16 protein-coding genes are annotated in these 17,385 nt (G+C 70.8%); 4 read left to right on the plus strand and 12 right to left on the minus strand.

Going from position 1 to position 17,385, the window contains the following annotated elements:
• A partial coding sequence (locus ON31_RS13040; protein ID WP_051037177.1) for an MMPL family transporter occupies positions 1–1,523 on the minus strand: 1,523 nt, incomplete at its 3' end.
• Positions 1,524–1,593: 70 nt separating this feature from the next.
• Here ON31_RS13040 and ON31_RS13045 point away from each other — a divergent pair.
• A complete protein-coding gene (locus ON31_RS13045) occupies positions 1,594–2,121 on the plus strand; it encodes a MarR family winged helix-turn-helix transcriptional regulator (protein ID WP_039813402.1) in 528 nt (175 codons plus the stop codon).
• A 147-nt stretch (positions 2,122–2,268) separates the two neighbouring features.
• Positions 2,269–2,805, plus strand: coding sequence for a DM13 domain-containing protein (locus ON31_RS13050; protein WP_039813404.1), 537 nt, complete (start codon positions 2,269–2,271; stop codon positions 2,803–2,805).
• On the opposite strand, the gene ON31_RS13055 is transcribed toward ON31_RS13050, so the two are convergent.
• A complete protein-coding gene (locus ON31_RS13055) occupies positions 2,802–3,761 on the minus strand; it encodes a GlxA family transcriptional regulator (RefSeq protein WP_039813407.1) in 960 nt (319 codons plus the stop codon). The two genes, ON31_RS13050 and ON31_RS13055, sit on opposite strands and share 4 nt — an antisense overlap.
• Before the next feature lie 85 nt (positions 3,762–3,846).
• On the opposite strand from ON31_RS13055, the gene ON31_RS13060 reads away from it, so the two are divergent.
• Positions 3,847–4,482 carry an HD domain-containing protein gene (locus ON31_RS13060; RefSeq protein ID WP_039813410.1) on the plus strand — a complete coding sequence of 212 codons (636 nt, stop codon included), beginning with the start codon at positions 3,847–3,849 and terminating at the stop codon, positions 4,480–4,482.
• Here the strand turns inward: ON31_RS13060 and ON31_RS13065 are convergent, their stop codons facing one another.
• The 10 genes from ON31_RS13065 to ON31_RS13110 all read right to left on the minus strand — a co-directional run bounded on the left by ON31_RS13065 (position 4,483) and on the right by ON31_RS13110 (position 16,446).
• Positions 4,483–5,205 (minus strand): PaaI family thioesterase, encoded by a 723-nt coding sequence (locus tag ON31_RS13065; protein ID WP_039813481.1) that lies wholly within the window; start codon positions 5,203–5,205, stop codon positions 4,483–4,485.
• Between the two features lie 78 nt (positions 5,206–5,283).
• Positions 5,284–5,877, minus strand: coding sequence for a DUF305 domain-containing protein (locus ON31_RS13070; protein WP_081592418.1), 594 nt, complete (start codon positions 5,875–5,877; stop codon positions 5,284–5,286).
• A gap of 56 nt (positions 5,878–5,933) precedes the next feature.
• Positions 5,934–7,511, minus strand: coding sequence for an LVIVD repeat-containing protein (locus ON31_RS13075; RefSeq protein WP_039813415.1), 1,578 nt, complete (start codon positions 7,509–7,511; stop codon positions 5,934–5,936).
• A 209-nt stretch (positions 7,512–7,720) separates the two neighbouring features.
• Positions 7,721–8,641 carry a 3-methyladenine DNA glycosylase gene (locus ON31_RS13080; protein WP_255222083.1) on the minus strand — a complete coding sequence of 307 codons (921 nt, stop codon included), beginning with the start codon at positions 8,639–8,641 and terminating at the stop codon, positions 7,721–7,723.
• Positions 8,638–9,702 carry a hemolysin family protein gene (locus ON31_RS13085; protein ID WP_039813417.1) on the minus strand — a complete coding sequence of 355 codons (1,065 nt, stop codon included), beginning with the start codon at positions 9,700–9,702 and terminating at the stop codon, positions 8,638–8,640. Before ON31_RS13085 ends, ON31_RS13080 begins: the two co-directional genes overlap by 4 nt.
• Positions 9,695–11,065, minus strand: a complete 1,371-nt coding sequence (locus tag ON31_RS13090; protein WP_039813487.1) for a hemolysin family protein — start codon at positions 11,063–11,065, stop codon at positions 9,695–9,697. Before ON31_RS13090 ends, ON31_RS13085 begins: the two co-directional genes overlap by 8 nt.
• Positions 11,066–11,359: 294 nt before the next feature.
• Positions 11,360–12,796 carry a GuaB1 family IMP dehydrogenase-related protein gene (locus tag ON31_RS13095; RefSeq protein ID WP_039813420.1) on the minus strand — a complete coding sequence of 479 codons (1,437 nt, stop codon included), beginning with the start codon at positions 12,794–12,796 and terminating at the stop codon, positions 11,360–11,362.
• A gap of 395 nt (positions 12,797–13,191) precedes the next feature.
• Positions 13,192–15,054, minus strand: coding sequence for a DEAD/DEAH box helicase (locus ON31_RS37880; protein WP_063821487.1), 1,863 nt, complete (start codon positions 15,052–15,054; stop codon positions 13,192–13,194).
• A complete protein-coding gene (locus tag ON31_RS13105) occupies positions 15,047–15,988 on the minus strand; it encodes a M56 family metallopeptidase (protein WP_039813423.1) in 942 nt (313 codons plus the stop codon). The genes ON31_RS37880 and ON31_RS13105 overlap by 8 nt, the downstream gene beginning before the upstream one ends.
• Positions 15,989–16,038: 50 nt before the next feature.
• Positions 16,039–16,446: a BlaI/MecI/CopY family transcriptional regulator gene (locus ON31_RS13110; RefSeq protein ID WP_029930603.1), complete on the minus strand. Its 408-nt coding sequence runs from the start codon at positions 16,444–16,446 to the stop codon at positions 16,039–16,041.
• A gap of 220 nt (positions 16,447–16,666) precedes the next feature.
• Between ON31_RS13110 and ON31_RS13115 the strand changes: the two genes are divergently transcribed.
• Positions 16,667–17,374 (plus strand): hypothetical protein, encoded by a 708-nt coding sequence (locus tag ON31_RS13115; RefSeq protein ID WP_039813493.1) that lies wholly within the window; start codon positions 16,667–16,669, stop codon positions 17,372–17,374.
• Positions 17,375–17,385 lie beyond the last annotated feature (11 nt).

Raw genomic sequence — 17,385 nt, forward strand, 5'->3', positions numbered from 1 at the left:
CCCGCCGTCGTACTCGTGTCCAGGGCCTCGGCGTCGCTGCCGCCGACCAGCGCCTGCGCGTCGGGGATGTCGGCGAGTCCGGCGCGCAGCGTGCGGACGAGTTCGGCCGAGCGGTCCGAGGCGGGCGGCGCGTCGAGCACCACCGACCAGCGGGTCAGGCCGGTCGGCGCGGTGCCGGTCGGGGTCGCCCGCACCACGCCGGGGGTCCCGGTCAGCACCTCGCCGACGGCCGCGTCGGCCTCGGAGCGGGCCACCACCACGGTGGGGTCCGACGCTCCCGCGGGGAAATGCCGGGCGAGGGTGTCGAATCCATCGACGGATTCCGCGCGCACCCGGAACTGCTCGGTCTGCGAGAGGCCGACGTCGACGGTGAACAGCCCCGCCGCGCAGACCGCGAGCAGCGCCGTGGTCGCCGCCAGCACCGGCAGCGGCCGGTCGGCGACGCGGGTGGCGAGGGTGTGCCAGGCGCCCCGTTCGGCGAGATCGGTGCCGTCGGGTCGCGGGACGAAGGGCCAGAACACCCGCCGCCCGCACAGGGCCAGCGCGGGCGGCAGCCCGACGAGGACGAAGGCCAGCGCCACCAGCAGTCCGGCCGCGGCCAGCGCGCCCAGGCTGCGGGTGCTGGGCGCGGCGGCCAACAGCAGGACGAGCAGGGCGGTGACGACGGTCAGATTGCTGGCCAGGATGGCGGGTCCGGCGCGGCCGACGGCCTGCCGCAGCGCCGCGCGGTGGTCGGGCTCGCGGCGCAGTTCGTCGCGGTAGCGGGAGACCAGCAGCAGTGCGTAGTTGGTGCCCGCGCCGAACACCAGCACGCTGGTGATGCCGGAGGTGGAGCCGTCGAAGGTGAGCCCGGTCCAGCGGGCCAGGCCGGTGGCGACGCTGATCGCGACCCGGTCGGCGAGTCCGATCACCAGCAGCGGAACCAGCCACAGCACGGGGGAGCGGTAGGTGAGGATGAGCAGCACGGCGACCACGCTCGCGGTCACCGCCAGCAGCGTGGTGTTCGCGCCCGCGAAGGAGTCGGAGATGTCGGCGGCGAAGGCGGGGCCGCCGGTGACCTCGAGGACCAGGTCGTCGGGTAGTCCGGCGCGGGCGTCCTCGCGCAGCCGATCGACGCGGTCGGAGAGCTCCGTGCCGCTCAGGTCGGCGGGCACCGGGATCGAGGCGAGAACGGCCGCGCCGTCGGGGGCGGGGACGAGCGCATCGGCCGGGGGCGCGCCGGAGGCGGTCGCGCGGGCCACCGCGTCGGCCGCGGCGGCCCGATCGGACTCGGTCAGCGCGCCGCCGTCGGCGCGGGTCACCACGGCGATGGCGGCGGCGGTGTCCGCATCCGGGAACTGCTCCAGTGTCCGGTCCGCGCGGGCGGATTCCGAGCTCGCGGGCAGTGACCGCGGGGCGCTGCCCGCCGTGTCGTTCTCGCCGATACCCGCCATGAGCGCTCCGCCGACGGCGATGAGCAGTATCGGCAGCAGCCATGACCGGCGTGCCGTGACCAGTGTCGCGTAGCGATCCCAGATACCCACTCGACCAAATATCTCAGATTCTTAATTGTTAAGCAATCGAGAGAATGGCGTCGCGGTTTAGGCTGACCCCGTGAGTGAGAGCGATTCGACCGCCACCCCGCGCGGATCGGCCGCCGCGGACGACCGCGCGGCACTGGAGACGGAGATCGGCGCGGACCTGCGCGCCCTGACCGCCGTGTCCGAGCAGCTGGGCCATGCGTTCGCGCGATCGGAGAACTTGCGCCCCAACGACTTCCGGGCGCTGTTGCACGTCGCCACCGCCGAATTCGCCGATCGCCCGCTCACCCCCGGCCAGCTCGGCAAGCTCATGGGCATGTCCTCACCCGCGGTCACCTACCTGGTGGAGCGGCTGAGTGAATCCGGCTATCTGCGCCGCGCCGACGACCCGAGTGACCGTCGCCGAGTGATCCTGCACCACGACGACTCCGGCCGCGCGGCCGCCGAGAACTTCTTCCTCCCACTCGGCCAGCGCACCCGCGCGGCCATGGCCGAGTTCTCCGACGCCGACCTGCACGCCACCCACCGCGTGCTCACCGCCGTAATCCACGCTCTGCGTGCGCATTTCGACGCCGTGACCGATCCGGCGACCCGGACCTGACGGTCGGGACGCCGCCACCCCCGCAGCGAATGGGCGCGAAGGGTGTCCAGGTGTGACGAAGGTGTGACGGACCGCCGCGCGGGGACGCTCCGGCCGCGCCGACGCGGTTGAATCGAGGCAGCGAACGGCGAAATCGGAGGTTATGACATGGTGTCGGTACGCAGGCTCACTCGATCCCCCATCACCTGGACGGTGGTGGCGGTCCTGGTGGTCGCGCTCGGTATCGGGCTGGTGCTGTTCCAGCCCTGGCGGCTGTTCACCAACACCACGGTCGAGGAGGCGGCGCCCACGGTGAACGCTCCGGTCACGCCCGGTGCGACGCCCGCGCGGCCGCGCACGCTCTACACCGGCGAGTTCATCTCGCACGAGCACGCCACCAGCGGCACGCTGCGGGTGCTCGACCTCGGCAACGGTCAGCGCGTGCTGCGGCTGGAGGACCTCGATACCTCGGACGGGCCCGCGCTGTTCGTGTGGCTCAGTGACGCCCCGGTGCTGCCCGGGCGTGACGGGTGGGGCGTCTTCGACGACGGCGCGTTCGTGAGTCTGGGAAATCTGAAGGGCAACAAGGGGAGTCAGAACTACGAGATTCCCGCCGACGTCGACCTGTCGACGCTGCGGAGCGTGTCGATCTGGTGCGACCGGTTCAATGTGTCCTTCGGTGCGGCGGAGTTGCGCACCGCCTAGGCCCGGTGCAGCGCCGTGCGGAAGCGGGCGCGGTAGGCCGAGGGGGTGACGCCCAGGTGGCGCAGGAAGGCGCGGCGCAGTGATTCCTCACTGCCCAGGCCGCAGCGGTGGGCGGTGCGGGCGATGGATTCGCCCGATTCCAGCAGGGTCTGCGCCGCCTCCAGCCGAACCGCTTCCACGAAGGCGGCCGGGGTGGTGTCGAGATGTTCGCGGAACAGGCGGGTCAAATGCCGGACGCTGAGGGCGGCGCGGTCGGCCATGGCGGGCAGGGAATGGTCGGCCGCGGGATCGGCGAGGACGTCGTCGAGCAGGGCGCGCAGCGGATCGTGACGGGGGCGGGGCAGTCGCGCGGCCACCGAGAACTGGGATTGCCCGCCCGGCCGCTGTAGGAAGACCACCAGGTCCCGCGCCACATCCCGGGCCAGCACCGCACCCTCGTCGGCCTCCACCAGTGCCAGCGCCAGATCGATACCGGCGCTGACACCGGCCGAAGTGTAGACCGTGTCGTCGCGCACGTAGATGGCGTCCGGCTCCACCGTCACCCGCGGGTGTGCGCGAGCGAGCGTGGCGGCGTGCCGCCAGTGTGTGGTGGCGCGGCGGCCGTCGAGCACACCCGCCTGCGCGAGGGCGAAGGCGCCGGTGCACACCGACGCGATCCGGCGCGCACCGGCGGCGAAATCCGGTATGGCGGAAACCAGTTCGGGCGGTGCGGGAGCCTGCGGCAACCGTGCGGAGCCCGGAATCAGCACCGTGTGCGCGCCCCGGACATCGGCGTAGGAGGTGTGCGCCGTGAGACTCGTCCCCGCCGAGGTGATGACCGGACCGCCGTCCGGCGAACACAGCACGAGCTCGTATCCGCCGCCCAATGCCAGTGCGGTGCTGAAGACTTCCATCGGTGCGGTGGCGTCCAGCAGGCGGACGCCGTCGTACACCGCCACCGCGATCGTGCGGCTCACCCCCGCGAGCTTAATGGCCGAATCCGAGGGGTTCGCGGCCGGATGGCCATGGTGGCGGTGTGGGCGGACAGGCGAAGCTCGATCCATGACCACGATCGCCGATATCGCCATCCCCGACAGCGCCCTGGCCCGCGAGGCCACCGAACTCGTCCGCGACGCCGCCGCGCCGCTGATCTACGATCACTCCCGGCGGGTATTCCTGTTCGGCGCGCTCCAGGGCCGCCGCCGCGGCCTCGACTTCGACGCCGAACTGCTCTACATCGGCGCACTGTTCCACGATCTCGGTCTCACCGACCGCTACCGCACCGCCGACCAGCGGTTCGAGATCGACGGCGCGGACGAGGCGCGCAAGTTCCTGCACGCCCACGGGATCGCCGACCAGCGCGCCGATCTGGTGTGGACCGCCATCGCACTGCACACCACCCCGGAGATCCCGACCCGCATGGCACCCGAGATCGCGCTGGTGACAGCGGGAGTCGAACTGGATGTGCTCGGCATCGGCTATCACGACATCAGCGCCGAGCAGCGGGCCGCGGTGGTGGCCGCGCATCCGCGGCCCGATTTCAAACGGCGCATCCTGACCGCCTTCACCGACGGTATCGCGCACCGTCCGGCCACCACCTTCGGCAATGTGAAAGCCGATGTGCTGGAACGGTTCTCGCCGGGCTTCACGCGGACGAACTTCGTCGCGGTGATCGAGGGCTCGGCCTGGCCGGAGTGATCAGGCGGTGCGCGGGGCGACCCAGAGCGCCTCGGCGACCGCGCACGGCTGCCCGTCCGGGGTCGACAGCGCCACGCCGACAGTGTGTTTGCGGCCGTCCCGGTGCAGGGCCCAGGCGTAGGCGATGTATTCGGCGCCGGCGAGGACGGGCTGCGTCTGGGTGGCGGTCAGGGCCGCGGTGACCGCACCCTGGCCCATGCCCTGGAACACCCAGGCCGCGATGCCGCCGGGGCAGTCCAGGGTGGACCAGACCACTTCGGGCGGGAGCTCCCCGTGCTCGTCGGCCAGGCCCGGATCGGGCGTCCAGGCGGCGGCCATGACCCGGCGGTCGGGGGTGGCCCACGGGAACAGCCGCAGTCCGTGGCCGGGTTCGCACAGCACGCCGCAGCCGTAGCAGTCGGTGACCTGGCGATCGGGAGAGGACAGCGCCGCTTCGGTGGCGCGCTTGGCCTCCGACCAGGACGGCGCGTCCGGGGGAGCGAGGGTGAGCGCCGCGGGCGCGGCCTCGGCCAGCAGCAGGCCGTCGGCGCCGGTCAGCGCGGTGCGGTCGGGGTCGGCGGCGATGGTGACGGGCGCGCCGACCGGTACCGCCCGGCGGAAGTCGACCCGGACCGTATCGGCCCCGGCGTGCCGGGCGAGCATGCCCGCGACATAGCCGCCGAACGCCACCCGCGGGTAGCCGTGGATATGTTCCGGAATGGTGAGGGTCTGCGGCTGGGCCATGCTCTCGATCAACCTCTCCCGGCCCCGGCGGGCCGTCGAACGCTATCGACGATACCGACGGGCCGGTGGGGCGCGGAGTCAGGGCAGCGGTTGTGCGCCGCGCTGGGCCAGCATGATGGTCATGATGCCCGCCTCCTGGTTCTGGGCGGTCATCATCGCCCGCGCCGCCTCTTTCACCGGGCCCGAGGTGAGCAGTTCGTCGGCGGCCTTCGCCATGGTGACGCCGCCCAGATGATGGCGCAGCATCAGTTGCAGGAACAGGGTTTCGGCGTCGGCCCCGCGGGCGGCGGCGAGGGCGTCGAGTTCGCCCCACGTGGCCATACCGGGCATGAGTCCGTCGGAATTCGTGGCCGTGGTGGTGGGAGCGGCCGAATGATGATGGGCGGCAGTGGTGTCGCCATCGTGCATCCAAGCCATCGGCTCGCGTCCGCCGGGGGAAACGTCGGCCAGCCGCAGCCAGCCCAGCATGGTGCCGATCTCCACCCGCTGCGTGTCGGAGATCTGCTGCGCCAGTTGCCGAATCACCGGATCGGCGGCCGGATCCAGGCGCTGCACCATGAGCAGCGCCTGTTCGTGATGGGTCAGCATATCCCGGGTGAACCCGATCTCGACCGGATCCAGGACCGGGGGTGCGGTCCGGTTGTCGGGAATCAGGGTGGGGCGCAGCGCCATACCGATCGCCACCAGCAGCAGCGCCGCCGCCACGTAGGCGACGGCACGCAGCCGGTTCACGAGCCGACCACGGACTGCTGATCGGCGGGCGGGGTGTACACGCGCTCGTCGAGTTGCAACACCATGAACCCGTTGTCGTTGCAGCTGGTCCACAGCTGGCTGCCGTGCCACTCCGGCGGGGCGAAGCACCAGTCGGTGGACAGGTCGCCGAAGGCCAGCATGCCCGAGCGCTGCGACAGCGCCTGCCCGAGATCGAACTGCCCCTCCAGGATGGCGCGCGCCGCCGACGGGAACTCCATGGCGGGCACGCCGATCAGCGAGGCCAGCGCGTGCGGGGAGTTCCACAGCTCCAGATTGCGGCCGGTGCGGGCGGGTGGGTTGAAGTAGGCGATCTCGCGAATGGCGAACGGATCGCGCACATCGAAGACGCGGATGCCGGAGGACTCCCAGCCGCAGGCCAGCGCGGTGGGATTCGCGGGCCGGTCGGCGGCGCAGTAGTGGGCGTCGTAGGAGAACACCGAACCGCCCATCGACGACGCGATGAGGGAATCCTGATGCTGCGGCAGGTTGATCTCCAGCTTGATCTTGGCGGCCACCGTCGGCGCGGTCTCGTCGGCGATATCGATGAGTTTCACACCGCCGGAACCGCCTTCGTCCACCGTGAACAGGTACGGGCGTCCGTCGTAGGTGACCGGCACGCTGTGCTGGGTCGCCCAGCCGTCGGTCCAGAACACCCGGCCCAGATGCGGCACCTGCGGATTCGGGTCGCGGCGCTGCACGGCGCTGATGTCGAGCACGGTGAAACCGCCGAGCGCGGACAGGTACATGCGATTGCCGTCGGGGCTGATGCCGAACCCGTGCGCCTCGATACCGGTCAGGCCCTGCCAGATGACATGCGGGTTCGCGGGGTCGGTCAGGTCGATGGCGCTCACGAAGCCGGGCGCGATACCGGAGGCCCAGTAGGTGCGCCCGTCGGGGGAGAACCCGCCCTCGTGCGTGGTGATCGGCAGCGGCATGAGCAGATTCGTGCCCGGTCCCGGATTCAGCAGGCGCGGATGCGCGCAGTCGGAGATGTCGTAGACCGACAGGTACCCCGCACCCTCGCCGATCGGAACCCCGGTGCCCACCAACAGCTTCCGCTCCGCATTGACCTTGAGCGACTCCCACGTCCCGGCCAGCATGGCCGGTTCGGTGAGGGTGGCGGTCACCACCGGGTTGGTCGGATCGGAGACGTCGAGCACCTGCACGCCCTGCGACGGCCCGAGAATATTGCCGGGGAAGAACGACCCGGTGTACGAGCAGTGCTCGAAGGTGGCCGAGGTGATCCCCGCCCCCCGCCCGACGTATCCGCCGACGAAGGTCATATTGCACCGGTACCCCTGCGCGCTGCGTCCGCTGCTGCGATCGGCGGCCGGGACATCGCCCTGCAATCCGGGTTCCGGCATGGCCCCCGGCCCGCAGTCGGCACGTGGCACGGCGGTGCGCCCCACATCGAGGAACTCCCGCACCGCATTCTGAATATCGGATTGCAGATCCGCCGACGCACCCCCGATCGGCAGCACGGCCGCCGCCAGCAGCGCCGCCACCACCACGACGACAGGCTTGGACCGACGCACATTCGTCCACCGCGACATTGCGGTCACCCCGACCTTCTCCCGGACATCAGTGTCAGTGATTCGGGGCACACGCGAGCGCGGACTGTGGCCCCGGATACGGTCATAAGTTAATGGACAATCTGACCGACCGGTAGGGTTCTCCCGCGAATTGGCGGCTCCGGTCAGTCCACCGTCGCTGCGCGAAATCGCATCCGTGGTGGACCCGGGACCGGCTTACCCGGCTGTGACTACGCCGAAGAGGCCGACAGCAGGGCGTGGCAGCGGTTGAGCAGCCGGGAGCGCAGCAGCGCGGCACGTTCGGCGATGTCGGCTTGTGCGCGGACGTATTCTGCGCGGCCGGACGGGGTTTCGATGGGGATCGGGGTGTAGCCGTAGGTGGTGAGGTCGTAGGGGCTGGCCCGCATGTCGAGTTCGCGGGCGGCGCAGGCCAGGGCGAAGCAGTCGAAGAGTAGGTCGGAGTCGATGAGCGGGGCGAGTTTGAAGCCCCACTTGTAGAGGTCCATGTTGGCGTGCAGGCAGCCGGGTTGTTCGCGGGCGATCTGGTCGGCGCGGGTGAGGTGCTCGGCGTTGCGGGGGGCGGCGTCCGGGGTGAAGAAGCGGTAGGCGTCGAAGTGGGTGCAGCGCAGTTGCATGGATTCGACCACAGCGTCGGTGCCCGCGGTGCCGAGGCGCAGCGGGATCTGCTGGTGGCGGATGTCGTCGGTGCGGTACACCATGGCCCATTCGTGCAGACCGAAGCAGGACAGTTGGGCGGGGCGGGCGGCGGTCGCAGCCAGCAGGTCGGCGACGAAGGTGATGGTGTCGCGGCGCTTGGCGAGAAAGTCGGGGGCCGCGGTCCACGCGGCGCCGTCACCGTCCGGTGCGGATAGTGGAATCCCTTGGTAGCCACGGTAATCCGCGTACTCGGCGGCATCGGCGAGCGCCACCCCGTAGCCTGGATGCCACCGCTTCAACTGCGCCGGCTTGTGCCCGTAATAGGTGAACAGGAAGTCGATCACCGGATGGGTGGAACCGGCCGCCCGCTGCCGCAGATACGGCCCGATCAGCGCGTCCACCCGGTCCCGGTGGGCGGCGGCGCGGTCGCGCCACTCGGGTCGCGGCAGGATCCGCGGCCCGAGCACCCGTAGTTCACCGTCCGACATGCTCATTCCGCGAGCCGGTGGGTGGCGTCGCGGACGGTGCCCACGAATTCCTCCACCAGATCCTCCAGGGCCACGATGCCGACCGTGGTGCCGCGCCCGTCCACCACCCGGCCGAGGTGGGAGTTGGTGCGCCGCAACCGGGCCAGCGCCTCGAACAGGGTGGCCCCGCTGCTCACGCTGGGCAGCGGCCGGATATCGGTGCGCGGGATCGGGGTGTCGGGTCCGGCCTTGTCGTCGGCGACCAGGTCGAGGACATCCTTGACGTGCAGGTAGCCGACCAGGGAGCCGTCGGTGGCGCGCACCGGGTAGCGGGAGTAGCCGGTCTCGGCCACCGCGGATTCGATATCGCCGAGGGTGGTGCCGTCGCCGCGCAGCGGGGCGGACCGCACCTTGGCCAGCGGCACCATCACATCGGCGACCAGGCGGTCGCTGGAGCCGAGCGCCTGGGTGAGGCGGCGATGCTCCTCCTCGTCCAGCAGCCCCTCGGAGTGGGATTCGCCGAACATCTCCGCCAACTCCACCGAGGAGACGGTGGCGTCGAGTTCGTCCTTGGGTTCGATGCGCAGCGCCCGCAGCGTGAGATTCGCCGCCAGGTTGTAGAGCGCGATGAGCGGACGCGCCAGCCGCAGCCACATCAGATGCACCGGAACCAGCAGCAGCGCCATCCGTTCCGGCCCGGCCAGGGCGATGTTCTTCGGGATCATCTCGCCGAGCAGGATGTGCAGCACCACCACCACGGTGAGCGCCACGGCGAAGGCGATGGGGTGCAGCAGCTGATCGGGGACGCCGATCAGGTGGAAGGGCCGCTCCAGCAGATGCGCCACCGCGGGTTCACCGACCCGGCCCAGCAGGATGGAGCAGATGGTGATGCCCAGTTGCGCCGCCGCCAGCATCATGGACAGATTCTGCGCCGCCTCGATCACCGTGGTGGCGCTGCGTTTCCCCTGTGCCGCAAGGGCTTCCAGCCGGTCGCGGCGGGCGGAGATGAGCGCGAACTCGGCGCCGACGAAGAAGGCGTTGCCGAGCAGCAGGAAGACGGTGAGCAGTACCGCGAACCAATCACCCATGTCGCTGCTCCCAGTTCGCGAGGCCCTCGGCGTCGACCGGGCGCAGCAGCACGCGGTCGATGCGATGGCCGTCCATCCGCTCCACCTTGGCGATCCAGCCGCCGCGGGTGTGCGGTTCGAAGGCATTGTCGGAGTGGGGGAGCAGCACCTCGTCCCCGGCCGCCGGTATCCGGCCCAGCTGGGTCAGCACCAGCCCGCCCAGGGTCTCGTACTCGCCCTCGGGCGCGTGGTATCCGGTGGTGGCCGAGACCTCGTCGATGCGCAGCAGGCCCGAGCAGTTCCAGCCCGCGGCGGTGCGGCGCACGTCGAGTTCCTCCTCGTCGTGCTCGTCGCGCACATCGCCGAGGATCTCCTCGATGAGGTCCTCCATGGTGACGATGCCCGCGGTGCCGCCGTATTCGTCGACCACCAGGGTCACCTGCATACCGTCGGCGCGCACCCGCTCCAGCACTTCGTCGCCATCGAGGGAGGCGGGCACGATCGGCACCGGCTGCGCGATGGTCTTCAACCGGATGCTGCGCCGGGCCCGCACCGGGTGCAGGAACGCCTGTTTGATGTGCACGATGCCGAGTGTGTTGTCCAGATCGCCGTCGATGACGGGGAACCGCGAATAGCCGGTGCGGCCCGCGGCGGCGATGAGGTCGGCGATGGTGTCGTCCTGGTCCAGGGTTTCGATCTTCACGCGCGGGGTCATGAGCTCCTCGGCGGAGCGTTCACCGAAACGCAGCGACCGGTCCACCACCTGCGCGGTGCGCTGGTCGATCGCGCCGTGCAGGGCCGAGGTGCGCACCAGCGACCCCAGTTCCTGCGGTGAGCGCGCCGACCGCAGCTCCTCGGCCGGTTCGATGCCCATCCGGCGCACCGCCCAGTTCGCGGTGCCGTTCAGGAAGTTGATCATCCACCGGAAGACGGCCGAGAACGCCACCATGGGCCCGGCGGTGAAGCGCGCGGTCTCCAACGGTGCGGCGATGGCGATGTTCTTGGGCACCAGCTCGCCGTAGATCATGGACAGCGAGGTGGCCAGAATCAGCGCCAGCGCCAGCGAAATGCCGTGCGCGATACCCGAACTCAGGCCGATGGCGGTGAACAGCGGTTCCAGCAGCCGCGCCAGCACCGGCTCGGCGATATAGCCGGTGATCAGCGTGGTGATGGTGATGCCCAGCTGTGCGCCGGAGAGCTGGAACGACAGGGTGCGATGCGCCTGGCGCACCTGCCGGGCCGGGCGGTCGCCCTCGCGGGCGTGCGCCTCCACGGTGGAGCGTTCCAGGGCGGTGAGCGAGAACTCGGCGGCCACGAACAAGGCCGTCCCGGCGGTCAACGCCAGGAAGCCGAGCAGAGCGAGCAGGGTGAACACGGTGGACACGGTCAGCACCACCGAGCAGTCGGTGCTGGGAGAGCGATGGCGCCGGGTTTGTCACCCGGCTCGGTAGACGAGCCCTCCTGAGCGGCGCCCTCGGACGCGGGTGACAACTGGTTCCTTTCGCAGATCGAATACGGGGTGCGGGGCCGGTGCGGATATGCGAGATCGCCGCCGCGGCGACCCCGGCTGCCCTCATGCTACCGGCAGCACAGGTCGGTGAGCGCGTCGGACGCGCGAAACCGGGCGGTCCCGGAGTTCGTCTCCGGAACCACCCGGCTCAGGTGCGTGGGCGCGCTGTCACCAGCCGGACGGCAGCGGGCGGCCCTCGGCGAAACCGGCCGCCGACTGCACGCCCAGAATGGCGCGCTCGTGGAATTCCGCCAGGTTGCTCGCGCCCGCGTAGGTGCAGGAGCTGCGCACACCGGAGGTGATGTGGTCGAGCAGATCCTCCACGCCGGGACGCTCGGGATCCAGCCGCATGCGCGAGGAGGAGATGCCCTCCTCGAACAGCGCCTTGCGGGCGCGGTCGAAGGCGGAGTCCGCGGCGGTGCGGGCGGCGACGGCGCGCTTGGACGCCATGCCGAAGCTCTCCTTGTAGCGGTTGCCGTCGCGGTCGATGCGCAGATCGCCGGGCGATTCGTAGGTGCCCGCGAACCAGGAGCCGACCATCACGTTGGCCGCGCCGACCGCGAGCGCCAGGGCCACGTCGCGCGGGTGGCGGACACCGCCGTCGGCCCACACGTGCTTGCCGAATTCCTTGGCGGCGGCGGCGCATTCGGCCACGGCCGACAGCTGCGGGCGGCCCACGCCGGTCATCATGCGGGTGGTGCACATGGCGCCGGGGCCGACACCGACCTTGATGATGTCCGCGCCCGCCTCGATGAGGTCGCGGGTGCCCGCCGCGGAGACCACGTTGCCCGCCACGATCGGCACGCCCAGATCCAGTCCGGAGACCGAGCGCAGCGCCTCCAGCATCTTGCCCTGGTGGCCGTGCGCGGTATCCATGACCAGCACGTCGGCGCCGGCGTCGACCAGGGCCTTGGCCTTGGCCGGGATATCGCCGTTGATGCCGACCGCGGCGGCGATGCGCAGCTTGCCGTGCGCGTCGACCGCGGGCTGGTAGATGCCGGTGCGGACGGCGCCGGTGCGGGTCATCACGCCCGCCAGGCTGCCGTCGCCGTTGACCAGCACGGCGATGGTCGAGTGTTTGTGCTCGAGCAGATCGAAGATGTCGCGCGGCGAGGTGGCGGCGTCGGCGGTGACGAAATCGGTGTCGGCGACGGTGCGCAGCCGCGCGAAGCGGTCCACGTCGGCGCAGGAGCTCTCGGTGACCACACCGACCGGCTTGCCGTCCTCGACCACCACGACCGCGCCGTGTGCGCGCTTGTGGATGAGGCCGAGCGCGTCGGACACCGAATGCTCCGGGCTCAGCACCACCGGCGTGTCGGCGGTGAGCGAGCGGCTCTTCACGAAACCGATGGTCTCGGCGGCGGCCGGGATCGGCAGATCCTGCGGCAGCACCACCAGTCCGCCGCGGCGCGCCACGGTCTCGGCCATACGCTTGCCCGCGACGGCCGTCATATTGGCGACGACGACGGGAATGGTGGTGCCGGTCCCGTCGCTGGTGGACAGGTCGACATCGAATCGCGACGTCACATCCGTCCGGCTGGGGACGAGGAAGACATCGTCGTAGGTCAAGTCGTAGGGCGGGTTATGCCCGGGGAGGAACTGCACGGTTCTGTTCGCCTCATAGGTTTGACGTCGGGATTTGCGGTCGTGGCCATGCTACGGAGGCAGGTTTGGGGCACAAATCACGCTGGCGGTGCTTCAACCTGATGTCACACATGCAGCGGTCCAGTGTACCGGGTGATGGTCGGGTTTCCGGCTGTGCCATGTGACACGTCGCGGATCGCATCGGCGACGCCCGGGCCGCCACCCCGGTCGGTGTCGGAGCTCGGTGCGTGACGATTCGTGCGACCGCCGCCGTCGCGACACCCTGAGCGACCACCCGGGCGGGGCGGTGGTGTGGGGTGCGGAGGGCCGGTCGAGCGGGGTGCTGCCGGGCGTGGCGACGACGCACCCGGAACGGCGCGTCCGTCACCGCGGGTATGGCGCTCGCGACCGTGCCGTCAGCGGCTTCGGCGAGCGGACCCGGGCTTGCGCTTCTTGGTGTGGACGCGACTGCCCGAGCGCGAGGTGGGGCGGGGGCGGCGCGGCTCGCTGGGTGAAACCTGTTGGGGTGCGGTGGTTTCGGGCGCGGTGGGGGAGGCCGGGTCCGGGACCGGGACGCCGGACGGGCGGCGCGCGCCGATGAGTTCGGCCAGGCGGCGGTCACCGGGGCGGGCGTCGATATCGGTGACGGAAACGCCCGCCGCGGACACGATCGCGGCCCACGGCTCCTGGTCGGTGGGGGTGACGATGGTGACCACGGTGCCGGTCGCGCCCGCGCGGGCGGTGCGGCCCGCACGGTGCACGTAGTCCTTCGGGTCGGCGGGCGGGTCCACGTGCACGACGAGATCGATGCCGTCCACGTGGATGCCGCGCGCCGCCACATCGGTGGCGACGAGCACGGGCGCGGTGCCGGCGGCGAAGGCGGCCAGGGTGCGCGTGCGCTGGTTCTGCGCCTTGCCGCCGTGCAGCGCGGCGGCGGCGACGCCCGCCTCGCGCAGGCGCCGGGCGAGTTTGTCGACGCCGTACTGGGTGCGCACGAACAGCAGGGTGCGACCCGCGCGGGCGGCGATCTCGGCGACGACCGCGTACTTGTCGCCGCGGCGCACCCGCACGGCGTAATGGCCGACCGCGCGGTCGTGTTCGGCGACCGCCTCGCCACCGGGACGGTCGGACGGAACCCGGCTGCCGTCCGTCGCTCGCGGTGGTGGTCGGTCACGGTCGGCGGAACCGTGGGCCGCGCGGGGACCGGCGGTCGGAGAATCGGCTTCGTCGCCCGGGTGATTCGGCGTGTCGGACACAGTCCCCGCGCGCTCCGCACGTCCGGTGCCCGGGCGGTGGTGCGGGGAAGGGGCGCCGTGTTCGGTTTCCCCGGGCCGCCCGGAGACCGTGTGCCGCACGGGATCTCGCAGGTAGCGCGCGACCAGTCCGTCCACGGCCTGGTCCAGGGTGGCGGAGAACAGCAGTTTCTGCGCGTCCTCGGGGATCCGGTTGAGTACGGCCGTGAGTTGCGGGAGGAAGCCGAGTTCGGCCATGTGATCGGCCTCGTCCACGGTGATCGCGCGCACCTCGGACAGGTCCACCGCGCGGCGGCCGATCAGGTCGGTGAGGCGGCCGGGGGTGGCGATGAGCAGGTCGACGCCGCGAGCGAGGCGCTCCTCCTGGCGTTTGATCGGCAGGCCACCGACAGCGGAGGCGAGGCGGATGCCCTGCGACAGGGCGGGTTCGTCCAGCGCGGCTTCGATCTGCTGCGCCAATTCCCTTGTGGGCGCGAGGATCACACCGCGTGGACGGCCGGGACGGGCGGGTGCCCCGGACAGCCGAACCAACATCGGCACACCGAAGGCGAGCGTTTTGCCCGAACCCGTGGCGGCCCGGCCCAGCACATCGCGTCCCGCCAGCACATCCGGGATCACCGCACCCTGGATGGGGAACGGCCGCTCGATCCCGTCGCGGCGCAGCGCGTGCACGAGCACCGGCGGCAGACCCAGATCGGCGAAGGTCAGCGGCCGGGAGACGACCGCGTAACGCACGGTTTCCTCGGCCCGCGCGAAGCCCGGATTCCGATCACGGGCGGCGGTATCACTGGGCTGGGATACCGTCGGATCGGCCGTCCGGCTGTCCGCGTACGGGGTATCGGAGGCAGCGGATTCGCGGGCGGCGGTGTCGTCGGGTGTGGCGGTGTCGGTGGATGCGGCGGTGTCGTTGGATACGGCCGTGTCGGTGGACGCTGCGGTGTCGGGCGGCGTGAGGGCATCGGATCCGGCGGCATCGGATGCGGTGCCCTGGTGCGCGGCGGCCCGGCGGGCGGCGGGGTCAGGCACTGATCAGCAGCCTGTGCAGCTCGGTGAGCCACGGGATGGCGACCGCGAGGGTGGGCACCACCAGGATGGCGGCGGCGGCCAGGTACGCGGCGGCGGCCTCGCGCACGCTGCCGAGCGGTCCGGCGAGGCGCTGGATGCGGATCAGCGTGGTGGGTCCGCCGACGGCCATCGCACCTTGCGGGGCAACCGAATTCGAGCAGGCCACCAGTGCGCGCGCCAGCGGAGTCGCCCCGGTGACCTTCACGGCGGAGTCGTCGGCCAGCAGTTCGATGAGCAGCTTCACCGAATCGAGCGCGGATTTGGAGCGCACCACCCGCGGGAACGCCTCGTGCGCGGCGGTGAACGCCTCCAGCACGAGGTCGTGGCGGGCGCGCAGGTGCGAGCGCTCATGGCTGACGATGGCGGTGAGCTCCGCATCGGAGAGATTGGTCACGGTGCCCTGCGAGAGCACCACGCGCTGGCGGATGCCCGGCAGACAGTAGGCGATCGGCTCGGCGGCGGCCAGCACCCGGATATCCGCGGCCTTGCGCTGCACACTGGGCTGATCGAGCAGGTCGACCAGCATGCGATGGCGGGCGCGGCGGCGGCGGGTGTGGATGCCGACGCGGATCACCGACCAGACGAGCCGACCGCCGATCATGAGGGTCAGCGCGAAGACGGTGACATAGGCCAGCCACAGCGGCAACCCCAGCACATCGATCTCGGCGTAGGGGGAGGTGGTGGGCCGCCCGTCCGGGCCCGGCACCAGTAGTCGGCTGGCGATGGCCAGCCCGGAGCCGAAGGCACTGAGCACGGCGGCCAGCGCGATGGCCTGCCAGAGCACCAGTGCCGCGCGGGGATTGCGATACGGCCAGGTGGCTCTGCTGAGCAGCGCCGGAGCCGGTCCCGCCAGAAACAACGCGAGACCGGCGAAAACCGGCGCGGTTACATCCATTCCTCAGCTCACTACGTTGTGGGGGCTAGGCGCCGAGGCAGGTGCGGCGATCAGACTCCCGTATCGTCGGTCGGCTTCCCGCGTGCTGCCTCGTTCGCTTCGAGCTTAGCGAGTGCGTCCCGCAATGCGGCAGCCTCATCCTTGCCGACCTGTTCGACGAAGTGTACGAGAGCCGCGCGGCGGCTACCTACTTCGTCGGCCTGCTGCAATGCGTCCACCATGAGCGAGGCCACGAGTTCGTCGCGAGTATGCACGGGGGCGTAGCGGTGTGCGCGGTCGTCGCGCTGCTGCACCACCAGGCTCTTCTTCGCCAATCGCTGGAGCACCGTCATCACCGTGGTGTACGCGAGTTCGCGGCGCTGCGCGAGGGCCTCGTGGACTTGCCGCACCGTTTGTGGTTCATCGGCCGACCACAGTTGGTCCATGACCGCTTTCTCGAGTTCACCAAGACCTGCCATTCCCCAATTCTACGGAGTCAACGACGCGCACGCGTACTACAGGTTGTCGTAACCGGGTGATAGCCGGTGTGGTATTGGTCATACCGGCTCGCCCTGTGCCCCATGCGCACGACGGCACCGAACTACTGGCATTGCGGCTTCGAGCATTGCATTCTCTAACTAGGTAAGCCTAACCTATCTTTTCGATTCGGCCTGTTTGTTCACGGAGGAGGAGGTTCGCGTGCCCGAACCCATGACCGTATGCCCGCTGCGTGATTCCCAGCTCGTCTTCGAGCGGACCTGCGCTCGGCTGCGCGCCCTGCAACCGGAACACCCGCGCGTCTACGCCGTGGCGGCCATGGCCGATCAGGGCAAGCGGCGCTGGTGGCGCCTGACCGACGGTGTTCGCGAGGGCCGCATCGAACTCATGTACCGCCGCCACGCCGCCGAGATGACGAACGCCGATATCGCCGCCGAGGTCGTCGCCACCGCCCTCATCCATGCCGTGGTCGGCCGGGTGGTGGCCCTGCTGGTGGCCGAGGGTCGCGCCTGGGATCCGGGTCTGGAGAACCTCTGGATCCACACCGACAACGACGGCGGCATCGACTGGGCGGGCTTGGCGGACACCACGATTCGCGTCGTCGCGGGCGACGGCCTGGACGGTGAGCGCGGCGTGGTCACGCTGCCCTGCGACCGGGCGCTGTACGTCTGGCTCGCGCACCGCCTCGAACCCGCCCTCGACCTCGTTCAGCAGGCCATGGCGCGCTGCGCCGCTCTCCCCGCCCGCCGGTTCTGGACCCTGGTCGGCGAATCCATCGTCGGTGCGGCCACCTACGTCCCGGCCCTCGCGGGCACCTCCTCGACCATGGGGGCCCGCCGCGGCCAGCATCTGCTGGCCGCCCTCGAGGAACGCGGGCTGCCGGTCCGTAAAACCTGCTTCATCAGGTGACGCGCCCGCCG

The sequence above is a fragment of the Nocardia otitidiscaviarum NBRC 14405 genome (assembly GCF_000308635.1).
Classification (GTDB): Bacteria; Actinomycetota; Actinomycetes; order Mycobacteriales; family Mycobacteriaceae; genus Nocardia; species Nocardia otitidiscaviarum.